General features: G+C 59.5%; 14 protein-coding genes. 4 read left to right on the top strand and 10 right to left on the bottom strand.

Annotation, left to right across the window (positions count from 1 at the left end; all coding sequences use genetic code 11):
• Positions 1–387: 387 nt before the first annotated feature.
• The 6 genes from HB376_RS04635 to HB376_RS04610 form a co-directional block, all read right to left on the bottom strand.
• On the bottom strand, positions 388–1,794 hold the full coding sequence (locus tag HB376_RS04635) for an OprD family outer membrane porin (protein WP_213762232.1): 1,407 nt from the start codon (positions 1,792–1,794) through the stop codon (positions 388–390).
• A gap of 287 nt (positions 1,795–2,081) precedes the next feature.
• Positions 2,082–3,065, bottom strand: coding sequence for a murein tripeptide/oligopeptide ABC transporter ATP binding protein OppF (oppF, locus tag HB376_RS04630; protein WP_213762231.1), 984 nt, complete (start codon positions 3,063–3,065; stop codon positions 2,082–2,084).
• Positions 3,058–4,056, bottom strand: a complete 999-nt coding sequence (locus tag HB376_RS04625; protein WP_213762230.1) for an oligopeptide/dipeptide ABC transporter ATP-binding protein — start codon at positions 4,054–4,056, stop codon at positions 3,058–3,060. Before HB376_RS04625 ends, oppF begins: the two co-directional genes overlap by 8 nt.
• Positions 4,057–4,061: 5 nt before the next feature.
• A complete protein-coding gene (locus HB376_RS04620; RefSeq protein WP_213762229.1) occupies positions 4,062–4,964 on the bottom strand; it encodes an ABC transporter permease subunit in 903 nt (300 codons plus the stop codon).
• A 30-nt stretch (positions 4,965–4,994) separates the two neighbouring features.
• Positions 4,995–5,915, bottom strand: coding sequence for an ABC transporter permease subunit (locus HB376_RS04615; RefSeq protein WP_213762228.1), 921 nt, complete (start codon positions 5,913–5,915; stop codon positions 4,995–4,997).
• Positions 5,916–6,008: 93 nt separating this feature from the next.
• A complete protein-coding gene (locus HB376_RS04610; RefSeq protein ID WP_213762227.1) occupies positions 6,009–7,709 on the bottom strand; it encodes a peptide ABC transporter substrate-binding protein in 1,701 nt (566 codons plus the stop codon).
• Between the two features lie 505 nt (positions 7,710–8,214).
• On the opposite strand from HB376_RS04610, the gene HB376_RS04605 reads away from it, so the two are divergent.
• From HB376_RS04605 to HB376_RS04595, 3 genes are all read left to right on the top strand, one after another.
• Positions 8,215–9,144, top strand: a complete 930-nt coding sequence (locus HB376_RS04605; RefSeq protein WP_213762226.1) for a LysR substrate-binding domain-containing protein — start codon at positions 8,215–8,217, stop codon at positions 9,142–9,144.
• Between the two features lie 266 nt (positions 9,145–9,410).
• Complete coding sequence (gene ggt / locus HB376_RS04600; RefSeq protein ID WP_213762297.1) at positions 9,411–11,138, top strand: gamma-glutamyltransferase; 1,728 nt, start codon at positions 9,411–9,413, stop codon at positions 11,136–11,138.
• A gap of 329 nt (positions 11,139–11,467) precedes the next feature.
• Positions 11,468–12,862, top strand: a complete 1,395-nt coding sequence (locus HB376_RS04595; protein WP_213762225.1) for an NCS2 family permease — start codon at positions 11,468–11,470, stop codon at positions 12,860–12,862.
• Positions 12,863–13,031: 169 nt separating this feature from the next.
• Here the strand turns inward: HB376_RS04595 and HB376_RS04590 are convergent, their stop codons facing one another.
• The 3 genes from HB376_RS04590 to HB376_RS04580 form a co-directional block, all read right to left on the bottom strand.
• Positions 13,032–13,181 (bottom strand): hypothetical protein, encoded by a 150-nt coding sequence (locus HB376_RS04590; RefSeq protein WP_213762224.1) that lies wholly within the window; start codon positions 13,179–13,181, stop codon positions 13,032–13,034.
• Positions 13,182–13,389: 208 nt separating this feature from the next.
• Positions 13,390–14,481, bottom strand: coding sequence for an ionic transporter y4hA (locus HB376_RS04585; RefSeq protein WP_213762223.1), 1,092 nt, complete (start codon positions 14,479–14,481; stop codon positions 13,390–13,392).
• Positions 14,482–14,942: 461 nt separating this feature from the next.
• The gene (locus HB376_RS04580; RefSeq protein WP_346730437.1) at positions 14,943–15,374 is read right to left on the bottom strand and encodes an OsmC family protein; all 432 of its coding nucleotides are present in this window, start codon (positions 15,372–15,374) and stop codon (positions 14,943–14,945) included.
• A gap of 202 nt (positions 15,375–15,576) precedes the next feature.
• Here HB376_RS04580 and HB376_RS04575 point away from each other — a divergent pair, with 202 nt between their 5' ends.
• Entirely contained in the window at positions 15,577–16,917 is a 1,341-nt protein-coding gene (locus HB376_RS04575; protein WP_213762222.1) for an FAD-binding oxidoreductase, read from the top strand.
• Positions 16,918–17,068: 151 nt separating this feature from the next.
• On the opposite strand, the gene HB376_RS04570 is transcribed toward HB376_RS04575, so the two are convergent.
• Positions 17,069–17,287 carry a hypothetical protein gene (locus tag HB376_RS04570; RefSeq protein WP_158934984.1) on the bottom strand — a complete coding sequence of 73 codons (219 nt, stop codon included), beginning with the start codon at positions 17,285–17,287 and terminating at the stop codon, positions 17,069–17,071.
• Positions 17,288–17,338: the final 51 nt, after the last annotated feature.

Here is a 17,338-nt window from a genome sequence, read left to right as displayed (position 1 = left end):
GCCACGCACAGTGGCTAATAGTGATAAAGAGAAAATCCGACTCTCGCAGACCACCACGGCCGAAAGCACCAACCCGGCATAGACTCCGACCGCTAACCCCAGAACCGACCACCCCGGCATTGACCCCTGACCCCTAACCCCTGACCACCAAACGCCAGCGGACCTCATCCCCCCAGTGCGAACGAAAACCAATTCCGCAATAACCTCTTAGCGCCAGGCCCCAAAAAACCCGCCGGGGGGCAAACCTGGCGGGTTGAACGCGCGGTTGAAAATCCACGCTTTATCGACTGGGTTGCATGCCGTGGAGCCGCGCCCATCACGCCACTCACCGCATCCTTTTGGCCATCCAATGACCGTCGATTTTTTAAAAAACCTTCAAAACACGCTTCAAAAAACATTAACCGGAACGTTCACCATCAACCGATAAACGTCGCTACTGGAATCCGAATAGTACGTGCTGCCGTGGTGATGCATGTAATAGAACTTTGCAGTGGTTCCCTTCAGCGTTCCAGAGCCAAACGTATAGGAAGGAATAAAGCCAAACTCGTAATGGGTGCCATGAACCGGCTCGCCATTCTTCCAGTATAGATCATGCAAGGCGTTTGAAGAATCAGCGTACCGATTCGCCATGTCCGAAGCATCCGCACCCCAACCATACGCGCTCCACAACGTCATTTTCAAACCCGGAACACCATACCCACTCATGTTGACCGTGTAACTGAGTTGCAATGATTTTTCATGCGGCGCGTTGTAGTCGACGTCCAACGAATTCGCCAGATAATCGCCCGCGGACTGGCCGACATAATCGAAGAACTGATTGCTCGCGATCTGCTGGAATCCCACCGCTACCGTGTGCGCGTTATGCGTACCCGAGAGCAGCAAGCTATACGCGTGGTTATTGATGGAGCCTTCGCGACTCTGCCCAACGTCATGGGTGTAGTAATAAGTCAGGCCGCCCGTCCAGCGGATCTGGGACGGATCCCCAATACTGCGCGAGAGCGACAGATAATATTGATCCCACACATTTTCAGCACGACTTCCATATAACGACACGGCTGTATCGTCGTTAGGCGTATAGTCACCGCCCGCAAACGTGAAGCGGCTGAAGTGCGTTCCACCATACTCGGTCGACAACGACGAGACGCTGGTCTGACCGCGTGCCAGCACCGCGTCCACACTCCCCGCCTTCAGCGTCAGGTTCTTGATCTCATCGCTCGCGAGGGAAACGCCACGGTAGGTTGGCGGCAATCCGCGGTTATCGTGAGGAACGAGAAAGGGGCTATCGAATAACTGTTGACCATATTTAACAACCGTATTCGATACTCGCGCTTTCACGTCCCACACGCCCGGGTAGGTCCAGGCAAGCTGATTCTGCCCGCTTTGCCCGTCGTGATTCAAATGCACACGGTTACCGGCGCCTTGACCGCCATTCAGCTTGAACGCGCTGAACAACGACGCGTCAAAACCGACACCGAATAATCCCCGCGTATACCCGGATTCAAATACCGCCTGATTGGCAAGAACCGAAGCGTCCTTCTTCTTGATACCCTCTGATTCGAAGTGTTCAGTATAGTTGCGAAACAGAAGGTTAAAATGTGAATCTTCGATAAACCCCTGGGACTTCGCCTGATTACTGATCGGCGCATTCGCCTCGGAATTTGGCGGCGAACTCGGAGGTGCCTCAGTATGACGTGTTTCAACATCATCATCGTCTGCAAAAGCAGAAATGGCCGGGTTCATCAAACCAGTGAAAACAATTAGAGATAGAGCGAGTGAACGCTTTTGTTGTTTCATGTGCTTGTCTTTTAATTCTAACGGCAGCGAGTAAATAGGCCGATGGCCGTTCTCATATAATTTCAGCGCGAGCGAAAAAGCTCACGCCGGGCTCGGAACGACTCACCGGAGGGTTGTGACAGCAGGAACTACAGGAACTACAGGAACTACCGGGACTACGAAAACTTCACGATCGGGCGAACGACTCCCCGGCCCCCGTCAAGAACGGGGACCATCAGGTTTGGCCGGGGAGTGTCGAAACGACCGTTAAATCAAGCGATTAATCACGCCAATAACCACGCCAATCATCAGGCGAGTAAGCAGGCTGCCGCGACTCCATGTTCAAGCGTGCGCAGCGGCGGCACTTCAACAGAACAACGCGCCTCCGCTATGGGGCAACGGGTATGAAAGACACAACCCGTTGGGGGATTGATCGGACTGGGAATATCGCTGGAGAGGATCTGCACGACCTTCGTCCGTTCGATGGCCGGATTTGGCACCGGTACCGCGGAAAGCAACGCGCGCGTGTAAGGATGCCGAGGACGCGCGTAAAGCGAACGTTTATCGGCGAGCTCCATGACGTGGCCGAGATACATGACCATTACGCGATCCGAGATGTGTTTGACCACGGCCAGATCGTGCGCGATGAAGATCAGCGCGAGCTTCATTTCCTGCTGCAAGGATTTGAGCAGGTTGACGATCTGCGCCTGGATCGAAACGTCGAGGGCCGAGACGGGTTCGTCGCAGACAATCAGCTTCGGCTCCACGATCAACGCACGCGCAATCCCGATCCGCTGGCATTGGCCGCCTGAAAATTCGTGCGCGTAGCGGTTGATCATCTGCTCGCGCAAACCGACCTTCGCCATCATCGCCCGCACCCGCTGGTTCATTTCGTCCTTCGACATGCCCGGCCGATGTTCACGCAAAGGTTCCGCGATGATCTGCCCCACGGTCATGCGCGGATCGAGCGAAGCCAGCGGGTCCTGGAAAATCATCTGGATGTCGCGCCGCACACCGTGCCACTGTTTCGCCGTGGCGCCGCTGAGATCCTTGCCCATCCACACGATTTCGCCATGCGTGGCGGGAATGAGATTGAGGATGGCACGCGACAAGGTCGACTTGCCGCAACCCGATTCACCCACCACGCCAAGCGTCTCGCCGGCCTTCAGATCGAAACTCACCCCGTCCACGGCCTTCAGCGTGCGCGATGGTGCCCACGGCAACTTGCTCTTCGCCTTGACGCTGAAATGAACCTGGACGTCGCGGACGGACAGAATGGTTTGCTCAGACATGGGCCACCTCGTGCAACGACTTCATCTGCTCGACCGGGCGATTGCAGGCTCGCAGCCAGGTGGTGTCACCGCCAAACGATTCGAGCGGCGGGACCGCTTCAGCGCAACGCTGGCTCGCATCTATGCAGCGCTCCTGGAACGGACAACCCGACGGCGGATGCGCCATGTTCGGCGGATTGCCGGGGATACCAACAAGTGGCGCGTCGCTCTGATCGAGCCGCGGCAATGCGCGCAGCAAACCGATTGTGTAGGGATGCGAAGGACGAGCGAACAGGTTGTCCGCGTTGCACTGTTCCATCACGCGGCCGCCGTACATCACCATCACTTGCTCGCACAGGCCGGCGACCACACCGAGATCATGCGTAATCAGCACGATCGCCGTGCCGAAGTCGTGTTGCAGGTTGCGCAGGAGTTGAAGTATCTGCGCCTGGACCGTGACGTCGAGCGCGGTGGTGGGTTCATCGGCGAACAGCACTTGCGGCTCGCACAGCAACGCCATGGCGATCATCACGCGCTGGCGCATGCCGCCGGACAGTTCATGCGGGTATTGATCGATACGATGTGCGGCTTCGGGAATACGCACCGCTTCCAGCATCTCGATCGAGCGTTTCTTCGCAGCGCGGCGCGTCATGTTCTTGTGCAGTTCAAGCACTTCCGTCATCTGGCGTTCGATCGTCAGATACGGATTCAATGACGTCATGGGGTCCTGGAAGATCATGGAAAGGCGATTGCCGCGAATACGGTTCAGCTTCTTCGCCGGCATGGTCAACAGGTTCTCACCCTGATAGATCGCACTTCCCTTTGCGCGCCCGTTGGTCGCGAGCAGTCCGAGCATGGCGAGGACGCTCTGGCTCTTGCCCGACCCCGATTCACCGACGATGCCCAGCGTACTGCCTTCTTCCAGGTCGAAACTCACGCCGTTGACAGCGCGGACCACGGCGTCGGGCGAGTCGAAGGCGACTTCCAGATTACTTACCTTGAGCAGTGACATGGTGCTTACCGATCCTTCGGGTCGAGCGCGTCGCGCAGACCGTCGCCAACAAAGTTGATGCAATACAGCGTCACCGACAACAACGCCGCCGGGAACAGGAGAATCCAGGGCGCTGTTTCCATCACACCAACGCCATCCTGGATCAGCACGCCCCAACTGGTCATGGGCTCCTGAACGCCGAGTCCAAGAAACGATAGCACGGACTCCGTAAGAATAACGCCAGGAACTGTAACCGTTGTGTAAATAGCCACAATGCCAAGCAGGTTCGGCACGATGTGACGCAGGATGATGCCGCTGGTCGAAACGCCAATAGCGCGCGCTGCTTCAATGTATTCCTTCGAACGGATTGCCAGCGTCTGGCCACGAACGACGCGCGCCATATCCATCCATGAGAACACTGTAATGGTAAGCACCACGAGGTAGAACTCGCGGCCGAGCAGCGTGACCATCAGGATGGCGATGAGCAGGTACGGGATCGCGTACATCATGTCGACAATGCGCATCATCGCGTTGTCCACGCGCCCGCCTACGAAGCCAGCGATAGCGCCCCACACAATCCCGAGCGTGACCGACGTCAGCGTCGCGAGCGCGCCGATCAGCAGCGAGACGCGGCCACCCACCAGGCAGCGCACGAGCAGGTCGCGGCCGGTATCGTCCGTGCCGAACAGATGCCAGTTTGCAAACGTCGGCGTGGAACTCATCATGTTCCAGTCGGTGGAATCGAAGGCGTTCGGCAGCAGCATGGGGCCGATCGCACAGGCCAGCGTGATCAGCAGCAGGATCACGAGACTGGCCACGGCGGCCTTGTTGCGCGCGAAGCGCATACGGGCGTCCTGCCACGGACTGCGGCCTTCCACCGGCACGGCCAGCACGCTCTCGAGCGCGGGGACGAGCGTTCCTTGTTTCATTGCGGACCTCATGCTGGTTGACTCATTATTTCAGTAGCGGATTTTCGGATCGAGCCACGCATACGCGAGATCGACCAGCAGATTAAGCAGTACTGCGACCACGGTCACCAGCACGACCAGTCCCAGCACGAGCGTGTAATCGCGGTTGGCCGCACCGTTCACGATCAGCTTGCCGATTCCCGGCAACGAGAACACGGACTCGGTCACGACCGCTGCCGTGATCGAGCCGATCGCGAGCGGTCCGATCACCGAGACCACGGGAATCATGGTCGGCCGCAGCGCATGGCGCAGCACGACCGTCCAGCGCGACAAGCCCTTGGCATAGGCCGTTCTGATGTAGTTGGTGTTCATCACCTCGATCAGGCTGCCGCGTGTCACGCGTCCCACGGTCGCCACGTTGATGATGGTGAGCAGCGCGATTGGCAACACCATGTAGCGCACATGGAAGGCGTTCCACCCGCCGGCCGGCAGCCACTTCAGCGTAATCGCGAACACAAGGATCAGCACAGGTCCGATCACGAACGAGGGAAACGCACTACCCGCGTTGCCGATGATCATCAGCAGATAATCTGCCGGGCTGTTGCGATAGAGCGCGGCGACGATACCGAGCACGACGCCGAGCACAATGGCGAGCACCATGGACACACCGCCGATAGTCAAGGACACCGGCAACGCACGCAGCACGAGGTCATTGACACTCCAGTCCGCGTACCGGAATGATGCCCCCAGATCGCCGTGCAACAAGCTGTTGAGGTACAGCAAATACTGCTTCCACAGCGGCTCGCCGAGATGGTATTTCGCCTGCAGGTTGGCGAGCACCTCCGCGGAAACCTTGCGCTCACCGTCGAATGGACCGCCCGGTGTAGCGTGCAGCAGCAGATAGCAGACGGTAATGACAATCAGCAGCGTCGGCACCGTCAGCAGCACGCGCCTTAACGTATAGGACCACATGGGACATCTCTCCTGGCGGCGCCGCGACAGAGCGCGTCACGGCAACCGCCTCTTGCTGTTTGCTGGATAGTATTGGGGGGCAGTGCGTCGCGCTCAATGCGCCACGATATACATGTCCTTGCTGCGGTAACGGTCCATCGGGTTCTTCAGCGAATACCCTCCCACGTAGCTTTTCACCAGCCTGACCGTGGTGTATTGCAGCAGCGGCAGGATCGGATAGTCGTCCATCACGAGCTTCGCGGCCTGGGTTTGCAACTGCGTGCGTTTAACCTGGTCCGTGCTTTCGTTCGCTTCTTTGATCAGCGCGTCGGCCTTCGGATTGCAATTGCCGCTGTCGTTCTGGTCCGAACCGCATTGCACAAGCTGCAGGAACGTGGTCGCGTCGTTATAGTCCGCGACCCAGCCATTGCGTGCAATCTGGTAGTCGCCGCTATGACGCTTCTTCAGCAGGACCTTGAACTCCATCGCGTCGATCTGCGTGTCCAGGCCGAGCTTCGTTTTCCATTCCGAGGCCGCAAAAATAGCCATTTTCTTGTGATAGTCACTGGTGTTCGTTGCGAAGTGCAGCGTCGTGCCCGGTTTCACGCCGGCTTGCACGAGCAGCTTTTTCGCTTCTTCCACGCGCTTGGCCATCGGCCATGTCGACCAGTCGTAAGCCGTCACGTCCGCACCCTTCACACCCTTCACAATGACGCCATACGCGGGGATCTGCCCGTCCGCGGTGACACGTTGCGCGAGGATGTCGCGGTCGATCACCATGGAGAGCGCCTGGCGCACGCGCACGTCCTTGAGCAACGGGTCTTTGTTATTGAACGAGTAGTAGCGCAGTCCGAGCATCGGCGCGATCTTCATGTCGGCGGCGAACTCCTGCTTGTATTTCGGGTACATGCCGGACGGCAACTGATACACCCAGTCGTTGTCGCCCGACTGGAACAGCTTGATGTCCGTGGTCTCGCTCTCGACCGGAAGGTACGTCACTTGCGACAACTGCACATGAGCGGCGTCCCAGTATTGAGGGTTGCGTGCCAGCACGAGCTTGTTGTTGACCTGCCAGTCCTTAAGCATGAATGCGCCGTTGCTCACCAGCTTGCCGGGTTTGGTCCAGTCGCGGCCGTACTTGTCGACGGCGGCCTTGTTGACCGGTCCGAGATTCGTATTCGACATCAGTTCCGGGATGAACGACACCGGATACGGTGTCTTGATTTCGACCGTGTATGGGTCGATTGCACGGACGCCCAGCGTGTCCGGTGACTTTTTGCCCGCCACAATGTCGGCGCCGTTCAGCAGGAAGATGCCGAATGTACTGGCGTAGGGCGAGGCGATCTTCGGGTCGACAAGGCGCTGGCAGCCGTACACGAAATCGTTCGCGACCACCGGCTCGCCGTTGGACCACTTCGCATTCTTTCGCAAATGGAAAATCCACGTGGTTGCATCCTTCTGTTCCCATTTTTCCGCCACGCCCGGCACGACGGTGCCGTCGGCATCGGTTGCGGTCAGTCCTTCGAACAGGTCGCGCGTGACGTTGTTGGACGGCACAGTCTCAGCCAGGTTCGGATCGAGCGTCTCGACCTCGGACGCGTTGTTGCGCACCAGTTCCTGCTTGGCCGCGAGCTGCACACCGGGCGGCACGATAGCCGCATGAGCCAGATGAACGTTGCTTGCGGCCGCAACGCAGACACTCGCGGCAAGGGCAGGAAGCCACTTGCCTGAAACGCGGCGATGAACAGCATCGCCCGGACGAAAACACGCGTCAATGCGGGTGCTACGAGCAACAAGAGCTGCAAACAACGTCATGGGGATCCTTATTATTTATGTGTTCATCAAGCACTGAGCGCTGGAGCATAAGGGCTTTTGACCCTGTGCAACGGCGATGCGTGCCGTTATGTGCGGCTATCAGCCGCTATGTACCGCGGTTCGCGTGCCGAAGCGGACGGATAGCAGACGGACGGCGGCCAGCATCTTAGCCCACCTAACATTTCACTTTCGAATATGCCGTTCAAGGGTTGGCATCGTGTGCCTGCCCTTGTCGCGTATTGGTCTCCGTCGCCAACAGTTACCCTCAAAAATCATTACACACGCCCTACGAACTGACGACGGAACCAGGTTCGCCGGGAGTATTTCAGAGCAATAAAGTGGAATCCACTCACATGTGCTTATAGTCCATGTGTTTTGGGTATAGGCAGGCGGCGAACGATTTCACTTGCGCTTCATATACGCGCGCGCGACCGTAAATCACCAGGCGCGCGTAGTTCGCGCTACCATCGGCGTCCTTGAGGTTCGTGCAAGGTAATTCAAGATAATGATCCGTTTTCGCCAGATAGAAGCTTTCCGCTCGTTAATCATGATGGGTACCAGCGTCGGGGCCGCGCGCGCGCTGCACGTCACGCAGCCCGCCATCAGCCGCCTGATCGCGGATTTAGAGGCTGACCTCGGTTTCAGCCTTTTCAGCCGCGTCGGCGGGCGCTTGAATCCGACCAACGCCGGGTTGCGCTTTTATAAGTCGGTTGAAGAGAATTTCCTGGGGCTGGAACGCCTGAAACAGGTCGCCGAGATCATTCGCGACGAGGCGTCCGAAGGGCTGACCGTTGCGTGCATGCCGGTGATCGCGAGCACCCTGCTGCCGCCCATCCTGGCCGACTTCGTCGAGCGCCATCCGGGTGTGCCCATTCGCGTCGACTCGGTAAGAGTCCCCGAGGTGCTCACGATCCTGCAAAACCACAAGGCAGACGTCGCCATCAGCCAGGCGTTTGCGAAGGTCGCGGGGATCGAGGTGGAGAAGTTGCTGCGCGCGCAGGCGCAGTGCGCGATGCCGGCGTCGCATCGGCTGGCGAAGAAAAAAACCGTGCGCGCGCAAGATCTGCGCGGCGAACGCATCATCGGCTGGGTGCCGAATTCAAGGCAACCTTATGAGGCCGAGCAATCGCTGTTCGCGGCCGGCGAAGACCGGGCGAACTACACGGTGTTGACCGACACCGCGCACACGCGCTATGCCATGGTCGCGGGCGGCCTGGGTGTGTCGATCGTCGAACCGTTTGCAGCCAAGGTGTGGCGCGCGCACGGCGTGGTCGTGCGGCCGTTCGATGCAGCGATCGAATACGAGTACGTGCTGTCGTATCCGAGCAGCGGCATACGCTCGGATCTGGTTGCTTCGTTCCGCGAGTCCGTGCTGCGTGTGGTGGCAACGTACTCCCTCGACGAAGCGCCGGCATCCGCGAGCGCAGAGGCTTGACGCACGGGTCCTGCTCCGCGCCTCACCGGAGTGGCGAGACACCGTCAGCACAGGTCGCGATCGCCCCCCCAACGCTCTCCGGACCATCACGCCTGGCTCCAGGTCAAGCACGGGGCTTCCCGCCCTTTCGGAATCAATTACGCCCATGGTATAAGCCCCGGAGCGTCTCCGCCTAAGCCCTTCGTCGGAAAAGGCGACGGGGAAAGACCCATACCCCAAGGCGGGCACCCATTTTCAGGAGGAGCAAGATGTCCATGAAGAAGTCCATGAGCTCGCTGCATCGCACCCGTCCGTTCGCCCTTGGAACGCTCGCTGCGATGGCGTTTTCGCTCTCGTTCGGGTTTGTCGAAAGCGCCCCCGCCTACGCAAAAGTCGCGGCGCAACCCGTCGTCCTGACGGCATCGGCGGTGGCAGTCGCTGACAAGTTCGCAGCCGACGCCGCCGAGCAGGTCCTCAAGGAAGGCGGCAATGCCGTTGATGCGGCCGTCGCGATCGCCTTCACGCTGGCGGTGACGTATCCGGAAGCGGGCAACCTGGGCGGCGGCGGCTTCATGACGCTCTACGTGGATCATCGTCCGTACTTCCTCGACTATCGTGAGCGCGCCCCAATTGCAGCCACGAAGAACATGTATCTCGATGACAAAGGCGAAGTCATCAAGGGCATGAGCCTGTATGGGTATCGCGCGGTCGGCGTGCCGGGCACGGTGTCGGGCATGTGGGAAGCGCAGAAGCGCTTCGGCAAGCTGAAATGGAAACAGGTCGTCGCGCCCGCGATCAAGTATGCACAGGACGGCTTTGAAGTCAGCGACCAATTGCAGGAACGCAAGGACGCAGCGTCCAAGGACTTCGCCGGCAAGACCAACTTCGACAGTTACTTCGGAACCCTGAACAAAGGCGTGAACTTCAAGCAGCCGGAACTGGCCGCGACGCTTCAACGCATTTCGGACAAGGGTGCGAAGGGCTTCTATGAAGGCCAGACGGCGGATATGATCGCAACCGCCATGGCCGGCCACGGCCTGATCACCACGCAGGACCTGAAGGAATACAAGGCGGTCTGGCGGCAGCCGGTTCTCGCGAGCTGGAACGGCTATCGCATCATTACCGCGCCGCCGCCGAGTTCCGGCGGTATCGGCCTCGTTCAGTTGCTGAAGATGAAGGCCGATCTCAAGGACAAGTTTGCGAACGTGCCGCTCAATTCCGCGCAGTACATCCACCTGACCGCGGAAATTGAAAAACGCGTATTCGCGGATCGCGCCCAGTATCTTGGCGACCCCGATTTCTACAAGGTGCCGATCGCGCAGCTCATCGACGACGACTACATCCTGAAGCGTGCATCCGAGGTCAATCCCGACACGCCGTCGGACACGAAGAGCGTCGTTCCTGGCCTGGGCACCACGATGCCGGAAAAAGCTGAAACCACGCACTTCTCGGTGGTCGACAAGTGGGGCAACGCGGTATCGAATACGTACACCATCAACGGCTATTTCGGCTCCGGTGTGGTGGTGGACGGCACGGGTGTCGTGCTGAACGACGAGATGGACGACTTCTCCTCGAAGCCGGGCGTAGCGAACATGTTCGGCGTAGTGGGCAGCGACGCCAACGCCATTGAACCGCGCAAGCGCCCGCTTTCCTCGATGACACCGACCATCCTCACGAAGGACGATCAGGTTGCCATGGTGATCGGAACGCCGGGCGGCTCGCGTATCTTTACATCGATCTTCCAGGTAATCAGCAACGTCTACGACTTCTCCATGCCCTTGCCTGAAGCCGTCGCGGCAATGCGCTTTCATCATCAGTTGCTGCCGCCGAACACGATTTTCTGGGAGCCGTACAAGCCCATTGACGGCGATCTCGCGAAGGAACTGGAGGCGAAGGGATATACGCTCGCGAAACAGGGTTTCAACGGCGATATCCAGGTCATCAAGATCGATGACAAGACGCCGGAACCTGTTGCCGATCCGCGTGGCCGGGGCGTGACGCGCGTGATCCAGTAAGCGGCCGCGTTAGTTTCAGGTCGGTTCCGGACAGACAAAAGGGCCAGGTCATTCGAGACCTGGCCCTTTTGCTTTTATACCGTGCGCGTGCTCCGTCAAAGCCGTATTGAAACGAACCTTATAAGGATCGCGGCATGACTGGAATCCCATTTTTGAGATTGGAGGCGGCTTAATGTTGCCCTAGTCTCTGTGCTGGCCCCAGTCCAATGCGTTGGCTCCCGCCAACACTATAAATAAACCTATCGAGACGACCCTGAAGACGGCGCACCCGGTCTTGCAAAGACCATCCGGTGCGCTTGTTTCAGCCTGCTGATAAAGGAGAACAGCTCATGATGGAACCCCACATCCAGCCGCTTGGCGGCATCGACATCCAGGATGACGCACACGCGTCCCAATCAGGCGGATTGATCGACCGATATTTTCAAATCAGTGCGCGCGGCAGTACCCAGCGGCGCGAAGTGATCGCCGGAATTACTACCTTCCTGGCGATGGTTTATTCCGTGTTCGTCGTCCCGGCCATGCTCGGCAAGGCCGGATTCGACACCCGCGCCGTCTTCGTGGCGGTCTGCCTGACGACTGCGTTCGGCTCGCTCCTGATGGGCATCTGGGCTCGCTTGCCTATCGCGATCGGCTGTGCAATCTCGCTCACCGCGTTCACCGCGTTCGGGTTGGTGCTGGGCAAAGGGCTCTCGCCCTCCGTCGCGCTCGGCGCCGTCTTCCTGATGGGCGTCACCTTCACCGCAATCTCCGTCACCGGCGTGCGCTCGTGGATCCTGCGCAATCTGCCGGCAGGCGTGGCGCATGGCACGGGGATCGGGATCGGCTTGTTTTTGTTGCTGATCGCGTCGAACGATGTCGGCCTGATCGTCAAGAATCCGGGCGCGGGTTTGCCCGTTTCGCTCGGTCATATCACGGCGTTTCCCGTATTGATGTCGGTCTTCGGGCTCGCTGCGATCATCGGGCTGGAACGCCGGCGCGTGCCGGGCGGGATCCTGCTGGTGGTAGTCGGGTTGTCGGCGCTGGGACTGGCCTTCGATCCCGCCGTTCGTTTCACCGGCGTATTCGCGCTGCCCTCGCTGAGCGCGCCCGGCCATGCTTCGCTGATCGGCGCCATGGACATTCGCGGCGCGCTTTCGCTGGCCGTACTGCCTAGTGTGTTTGCACTGGTGATGACAGCCGTCTTCGACGCCACCGGCACGATTCGCGCGGTCGCAGGACAGGCAGGCCAGATAGACGAAAAAGGCCGGATTGTGAACGGAGGCCGGGCGTTGACGGCGGACTCGGTCAGTTCAATTGTTGCTGCGTGTCTCGGCGGTGCGCCGGCTGCGGCCTATATTGAATCGACGGTGGGCGTGGCGGCAGGCGCGAAATCGGGCCTGGCGGCCGCTACCGTTGGCGTGATGTTCCTGCTGGTGATGTTCTTCTCGCCGCTCGCCGGACTCGTGCCTTCCTACGCGACGGCTCCGGCACTGATGTATGTCGGTCTGCTGATGCTTGCAAGCGTGAGCAAACTTCACATGGACGATCTTGTCGACACCATGTCGGGTCTTGTCTGCGCCGTGTTCATTGTGCTGTCGGCCAATATTGTGACCGGCATCATGCTCGGTTTCTGTACGCTCGTGATCGGGCGCGTAGTTGCCGGCGAATACAAGAAGCTGAACGTTGGCACGGTGATGATTGCCGCAGTGCTTGCCGTGTTTTATCTCGGCGGATGGGCAATCTGACCTGACGGGCTAAAAAGCATTTAGCGCAGTCAGCACGTTCAGTATCGGCACCGCGGTTGCCGGCGATTTTCCCGGCAACCTTTTTAACGCCACCAAAGGCATGCTAACCGACGTTCGAGAGCGATGAAACGGCTCGATCGACACGTCGATTGGCTTAGCCGCAGCCGATTTACTTCCGGCGATACGCTTCAGCCAGCACTGCGCAATTTTGCAGATGCAGGTTCAGCGCGTGGGCAGCTTCGCGGCGAACGACAGCCTTCGCCTTGCGGAACCAGGAACCGAACGAAACGACAAGCGAACTTTGAGCGGTGGTTTTCATGAGAGCACCTCAGTGCGAATCAGGGATTACCCGTTAGGGAATACCCTTATTATACGCATTCGATGCTGCATTGCAAAAGATTTTGAGATCGGCGACGGTTATGAAGCGTCTGCACAACAACAGCGCTTGGCTCCTGCCCGGATTGGTAGGCCCTTGTTTTCAAAAGCGGTTCCGGGCCGAAGACGCGCCGCCTATCGCACCGAAGTATTCAAGGCACGACGGAAAGAAACAGGAATGTCGCGAAAATAACCAGGTGAACCACGCCTTGAAGCACTGTCGAGCGCCCGGTGCCGAGCGTCAGGACGCTCACTATCAAGGTCAGTGCGAGCAGTACGATTTCCTTCGAACCGAGGCCGAGTGCGATCGGCTGGCTGATCGCAAGCGACACGACAGCCACGGCCGGAATGGTCAGCCCGATACTCGCCAGCGCCGACCCAAGCGCCAGATTCAAGCTCGTCTGCAACCGGTTCAGTCGCGCCGCGCGCAATGCGGCGACGCCTTCCGGCAGCAGCACGAGCGCAGCGATCACCACACCAACCACGGCTTCGGGCGCTCCGGCGCTGGCAACGCCCGCCTCGACCGCCGGCGACAGCAATTTCGCCAGCCCAACCACTGATATCAGCGAAAGCAGCAGCAAACCGCCGGAGGCCCACGCGTAGCCATTGGTCGGCAGCGGAGCATGAACGTCGTCGGATTCGGCTCGATTCGGATCGAGCGCCGGCACTGGCGGCAGGAAATAGTCTCGATGCCGTACCGTCTGCACGAACACGAACACCACGTAAAGCACGAGCGACGTCACGCCCACAAATACCAGTTGCGACGTCGACAACCCCGGCCCCATCACCGTGCTGGTGAAGTTGGGCAAAACCATTGTCAGTACCGACAGCGCACACAGGATAGCGAGGGTCGCGCTTGCGCCCTGCAACTGGAAATTCTGCTCGTGGTGCCGCATCCCGCCCACAAGCAGGCAGAGCCCGACAATACCGTTGCACACGATCATGATCGCGGCGAACACCGTGTCGCGCGGCAACGCCGCTTTTTCCGGGCCGCCCGACACCATGACGGACACAATCAGCGCTACTTCGATCACCGTGACCGCGATCGCGAGCACCAGCGTGCCGAACGGTTCGCCAACGCGGTGCGCCACCACTTCTGCATGATGGACCGCGGCGAATACGGCCGCCGCGAGTGCGATGGCGGCGAGTACGAACAGGAAGCCGTTCGGCATGGCGAACGTCAGTCCCAGGATCACAAGTGCGGCAAATGGCGCAATGCACGTCCAGTCCAGCTTGAATTTCATCGATGCTCCAGGGCGGTGCTGCGTGTGGACGGAAGTGTCAGGAAAGCTGGCCGGCTCCAGGGTCTGGTCCGGCCATTTGCTTGAACGTGCCGTCAGATTACAGGTTCTTGGCCGGAACGGTCGGTTTCAGGGCTTGCAACAATTGCCCGAAGATGCATGGCCGGCTATGGACAGCGTTCCTGCCTGCGAAACCTGCCTGCAAACCGTTAGGGAACCGTAAACCGTTATGCGTCAATGAGTTGGAGACCGCTCCCGCACGTTGTCCACATGGCTATCCACAAAAAATGTGGATAAGTCGCGCGTCTGATTTTAGTCGGTAGCGTATGTCCGTTGAGTATCTGTGGGCAGGTCCGCGGGGTTCTGTCTGCAGCACACGATGACCACCGACGGCAGGCTCTGCAAAAAGAAAGGGCGCCCCCGGTTTCGCGGACGCGCCCTTGAGTGCCTCGGTCAAACGAAACTCAGGAAACGAATTCCGTGTTCAGCGTGATCTTCGCGTTTCCAGCGAACAGCTTGGAGACCGGGCAGCCCTCTTTCGCCGCGTTCGCGAGCTTCTCGAATGTGGCTTTGTCTGTGCCAGGCACTTTACCTTTCAAATCCAGATGGCAGGCGGTGATCGAGAACCCGTCGCCGTCCTTCTCCAGCGTCACGGTAGACTTCGTCTCGAGGCTTTCCGCCGTGAGGCCCGCCTGCGTGAGTTGCAGGGACAGCGCCATCGTGAAACAACCCGAATGCGCGGCGCCGATCAGTTCTTCGGGATTCGTACCGGGGCCGCCTTCGAAGCGCGATGCAAAACCGTAGGGCGCGTCTTTCAATACACCGGTTTGCGTCGAAATGTAACCTTTACCGTCCTTGATGCCACCACTCCATTTGGCCGATGCTGTCTTTTGCACAAGTGTTCTCCAGAAAGTCAGGGGGATATGCCGCGCACAACGCCGCAGCATGGAATCGACCGTCAAGCCGGTTGCACAAGGGTCGGCTTTTGACGGGCCATCGGTAGAGCAAAGCACACAGGATGCCCGAAAGCACAGCGGGCAGTTGCCGAGGCCCGTTTTCCCGAACCTGCACTCGCGTCTGCCCTATTAAGGAGGATAGATGGGTCCACAAGTAGTTGAAGTCATCGAAGATCGTGATTTACCCGAGCGTGTCGATGTTGTCGTTATCGGCGGCGGCATTATTGGTGTGAGCACGGCCCTTTTTCTTGCCGGGAAGGGCATTTCGGTAGCCGTCTGCGAGAAAGGCCATATTGCCGGCGAGCAATCCAGCCGCAACTGGGGCTGGTGCCGCGCGACGCACCGCGATTTGCGCGAGCTGGAACTCAGTCTCGAAAGCCTCAAGCTATGGCGCGAGCTGGACCGGACGCTCGGCATTGACACGGGTTTCCGGCAATGCGGCATCCTCTACGCCGCCGACGACCTCAAGGCCCTCGCCGATCACGAAAACTGGCTGGCACGCGCTGTCGGGCTGGTGGGCCGCGAGGGTATCGACTCACGCATCACATCGAGCGACGAGACGGCCGCGCTGATGCCGGGCGCCGCGTGCAAGTTTCCCGGCGGCATCTACACGCCTTCCGATGGCCGGGCGGAACCGCAGCGCGCGGCACCCGCCATTGCCCACGCGCTGCGCGCCAAGGGCGTAAAGGTTTTAACGCCGTGCGCGGTGCGTGGCATCGAAACGAGCGCGGGTGCGATCAGTGGCGTCGTGACCGAATACGGCCCGATCCGCTGCTCGAGCGTGGTGGTAGCGGGCGGTGCGTGGACACGCTTGTTCGCCGGCAGCGTTGGCGTTGAACTGCCGCAGCTGAGTGTGAGGTCGTCGGTACTGCGCACGGAACCGGTCGACGGTGGCCCCGAAGTCAGTGCTTGCAACCAGACGGTCGGATACCGAAAACGGCTGGATGGCGGCTACACGATCGCGAATGCGTTCCGCAGCCTGGCCGAGATTACCCCCGACAGCTTCCGGCTATTCAGCCAATACCTCCCGGCGCTGAAAAGCCAGTTCAGGTCGATGGACTTCGCGTTCGGCGAGCGATTTTTCGAGGCGTTGCGCCAGCCTCGGACATGGCGACTCGACCAGCCGACCGTCTTCGAAACCGTGCGCACGCTCGATCCGGCACCCACCCAAAAATTCAACGATGTCGCCATCAACGCGTTCCGTGCCCTCTTTCCGGCGCTTGGAAACGTGAAAGTGGCGCAGGCGTGGGCGGGTTATATCGACGTCACGCCGGACGCGGTGCCGGTGATATCGGCCGCAGAACAGGTTCCGGGCATGTTTATCGCCACCGGTTTTTCGGGTCACGGCTTCGGGATCGGGCCGGGTGCCGGGAAGCTGATGGCCGATCTGGTCGCGAACGACAAACCGTTGGTGGACCCGCGAGCATTCCGGCTGAGCCGCTTCAGCGACGGCACGAAGATCGAACTGGACGGTGGGTTTTAAGCGCGAAAAGCAGAGGAATACAGAATTTTACAGAGGGTGTTTGTGGCTTTTATAGCTTCGAAAGCCCTTGCAGCATGGGCGCGGGGCAGATACTAACAAACGTGACGCCCCCGGCCAGCTCCGAGCGGTCGCTCAGAGCTGCTTTTCCAACTTACTTGCCCGAGATTACCCGGCGTGCTTCGATCTCAGCGAGTTCAAGCGCAGCCTGCTCGGTTTTGACCGGACGACCACATCCACGTCCAATTGTCTGCCCAATGGGCCCGTTTACGTGTTCCGTGACAACGCGGATATAGCCCTTGAACATTGCGCCCGGTGCCGGCATTACGAGTGCCTCAACGGTCTTATTGCCCTTCGTTTCTTTGAATGCCATTGCGGCCCCCTGTTTAATAGTGGGCGGATCCTATCACGAACGGGCGTCGTC

Origin of the sequence: Caballeronia sp. dw_19, assembly GCF_018449515.1 — a bacterium.
Classification (GTDB): Bacteria; Pseudomonadota; Gammaproteobacteria; order Burkholderiales; family Burkholderiaceae; genus Caballeronia.
Note: the sequence above shows the minus strand (reverse complement) of the source record. Positions and strands in the feature narration are given on the sequence as shown.

Excerpts from the sequence above, each read along its gene's own strand:
- HB376_RS04605 (WP_213762226.1), top strand. The coding sequence starts at position 8,215 with ATGATCCGTTTTCGCCAGATAGAAGCTTTCCGCTCGTTAATCATGATG.
- HB376_RS04575 (WP_213762222.1), top strand. The coding sequence starts at position 15,577 with ATGGGTCCACAAGTAGTTGAAGTCATCGAAGATCGTGATTTACCCGAG.
- HB376_RS04615 (WP_213762228.1), bottom strand. The coding sequence starts at position 5,915 with ATGTGGTCCTATACGTTAAGGCGCGTGCTGCTGACGGTGCCGACGCTG.
- HB376_RS04620 (WP_213762229.1), bottom strand. The coding sequence starts at position 4,964 with ATGAAACAAGGAACGCTCGTCCCCGCGCTCGAGAGCGTGCTGGCCGTG.
- HB376_RS04610 (WP_213762227.1), bottom strand. The coding sequence starts at position 7,709 with ATGACGTTGTTTGCAGCTCTTGTTGCTCGTAGCACCCGCATTGACGCG.
- HB376_RS04585 (WP_213762223.1), bottom strand. The coding sequence starts at position 14,481 with ATGAAATTCAAGCTGGACTGGACGTGCATTGCGCCATTTGCCGCACTT.
- HB376_RS04595 (WP_213762225.1), top strand. The coding sequence starts at position 11,468 with ATGATGGAACCCCACATCCAGCCGCTTGGCGGCATCGACATCCAGGAT.
- HB376_RS04625 (WP_213762230.1), bottom strand. The coding sequence starts at position 4,056 with ATGTCACTGCTCAAGGTAAGTAATCTGGAAGTCGCCTTCGACTCGCCC.
- HB376_RS04570 (WP_158934984.1), bottom strand. The coding sequence starts at position 17,287 with ATGGCATTCAAAGAAACGAAGGGCAATAAGACCGTTGAGGCACTCGTA.
- HB376_RS04590 (WP_213762224.1), bottom strand. The coding sequence starts at position 13,181 with ATGAAAACCACCGCTCAAAGTTCGCTTGTCGTTTCGTTCGGTTCCTGG.
- ggt (WP_213762297.1), top strand. The coding sequence starts at position 9,411 with ATGAGCTCGCTGCATCGCACCCGTCCGTTCGCCCTTGGAACGCTCGCT.
- HB376_RS04635 (WP_213762232.1), bottom strand. The coding sequence starts at position 1,794 with ATGAAACAACAAAAGCGTTCACTCGCTCTATCTCTAATTGTTTTCACT.
- oppF (WP_213762231.1), bottom strand. The coding sequence starts at position 3,065 with ATGTCTGAGCAAACCATTCTGTCCGTCCGCGACGTCCAGGTTCATTTC.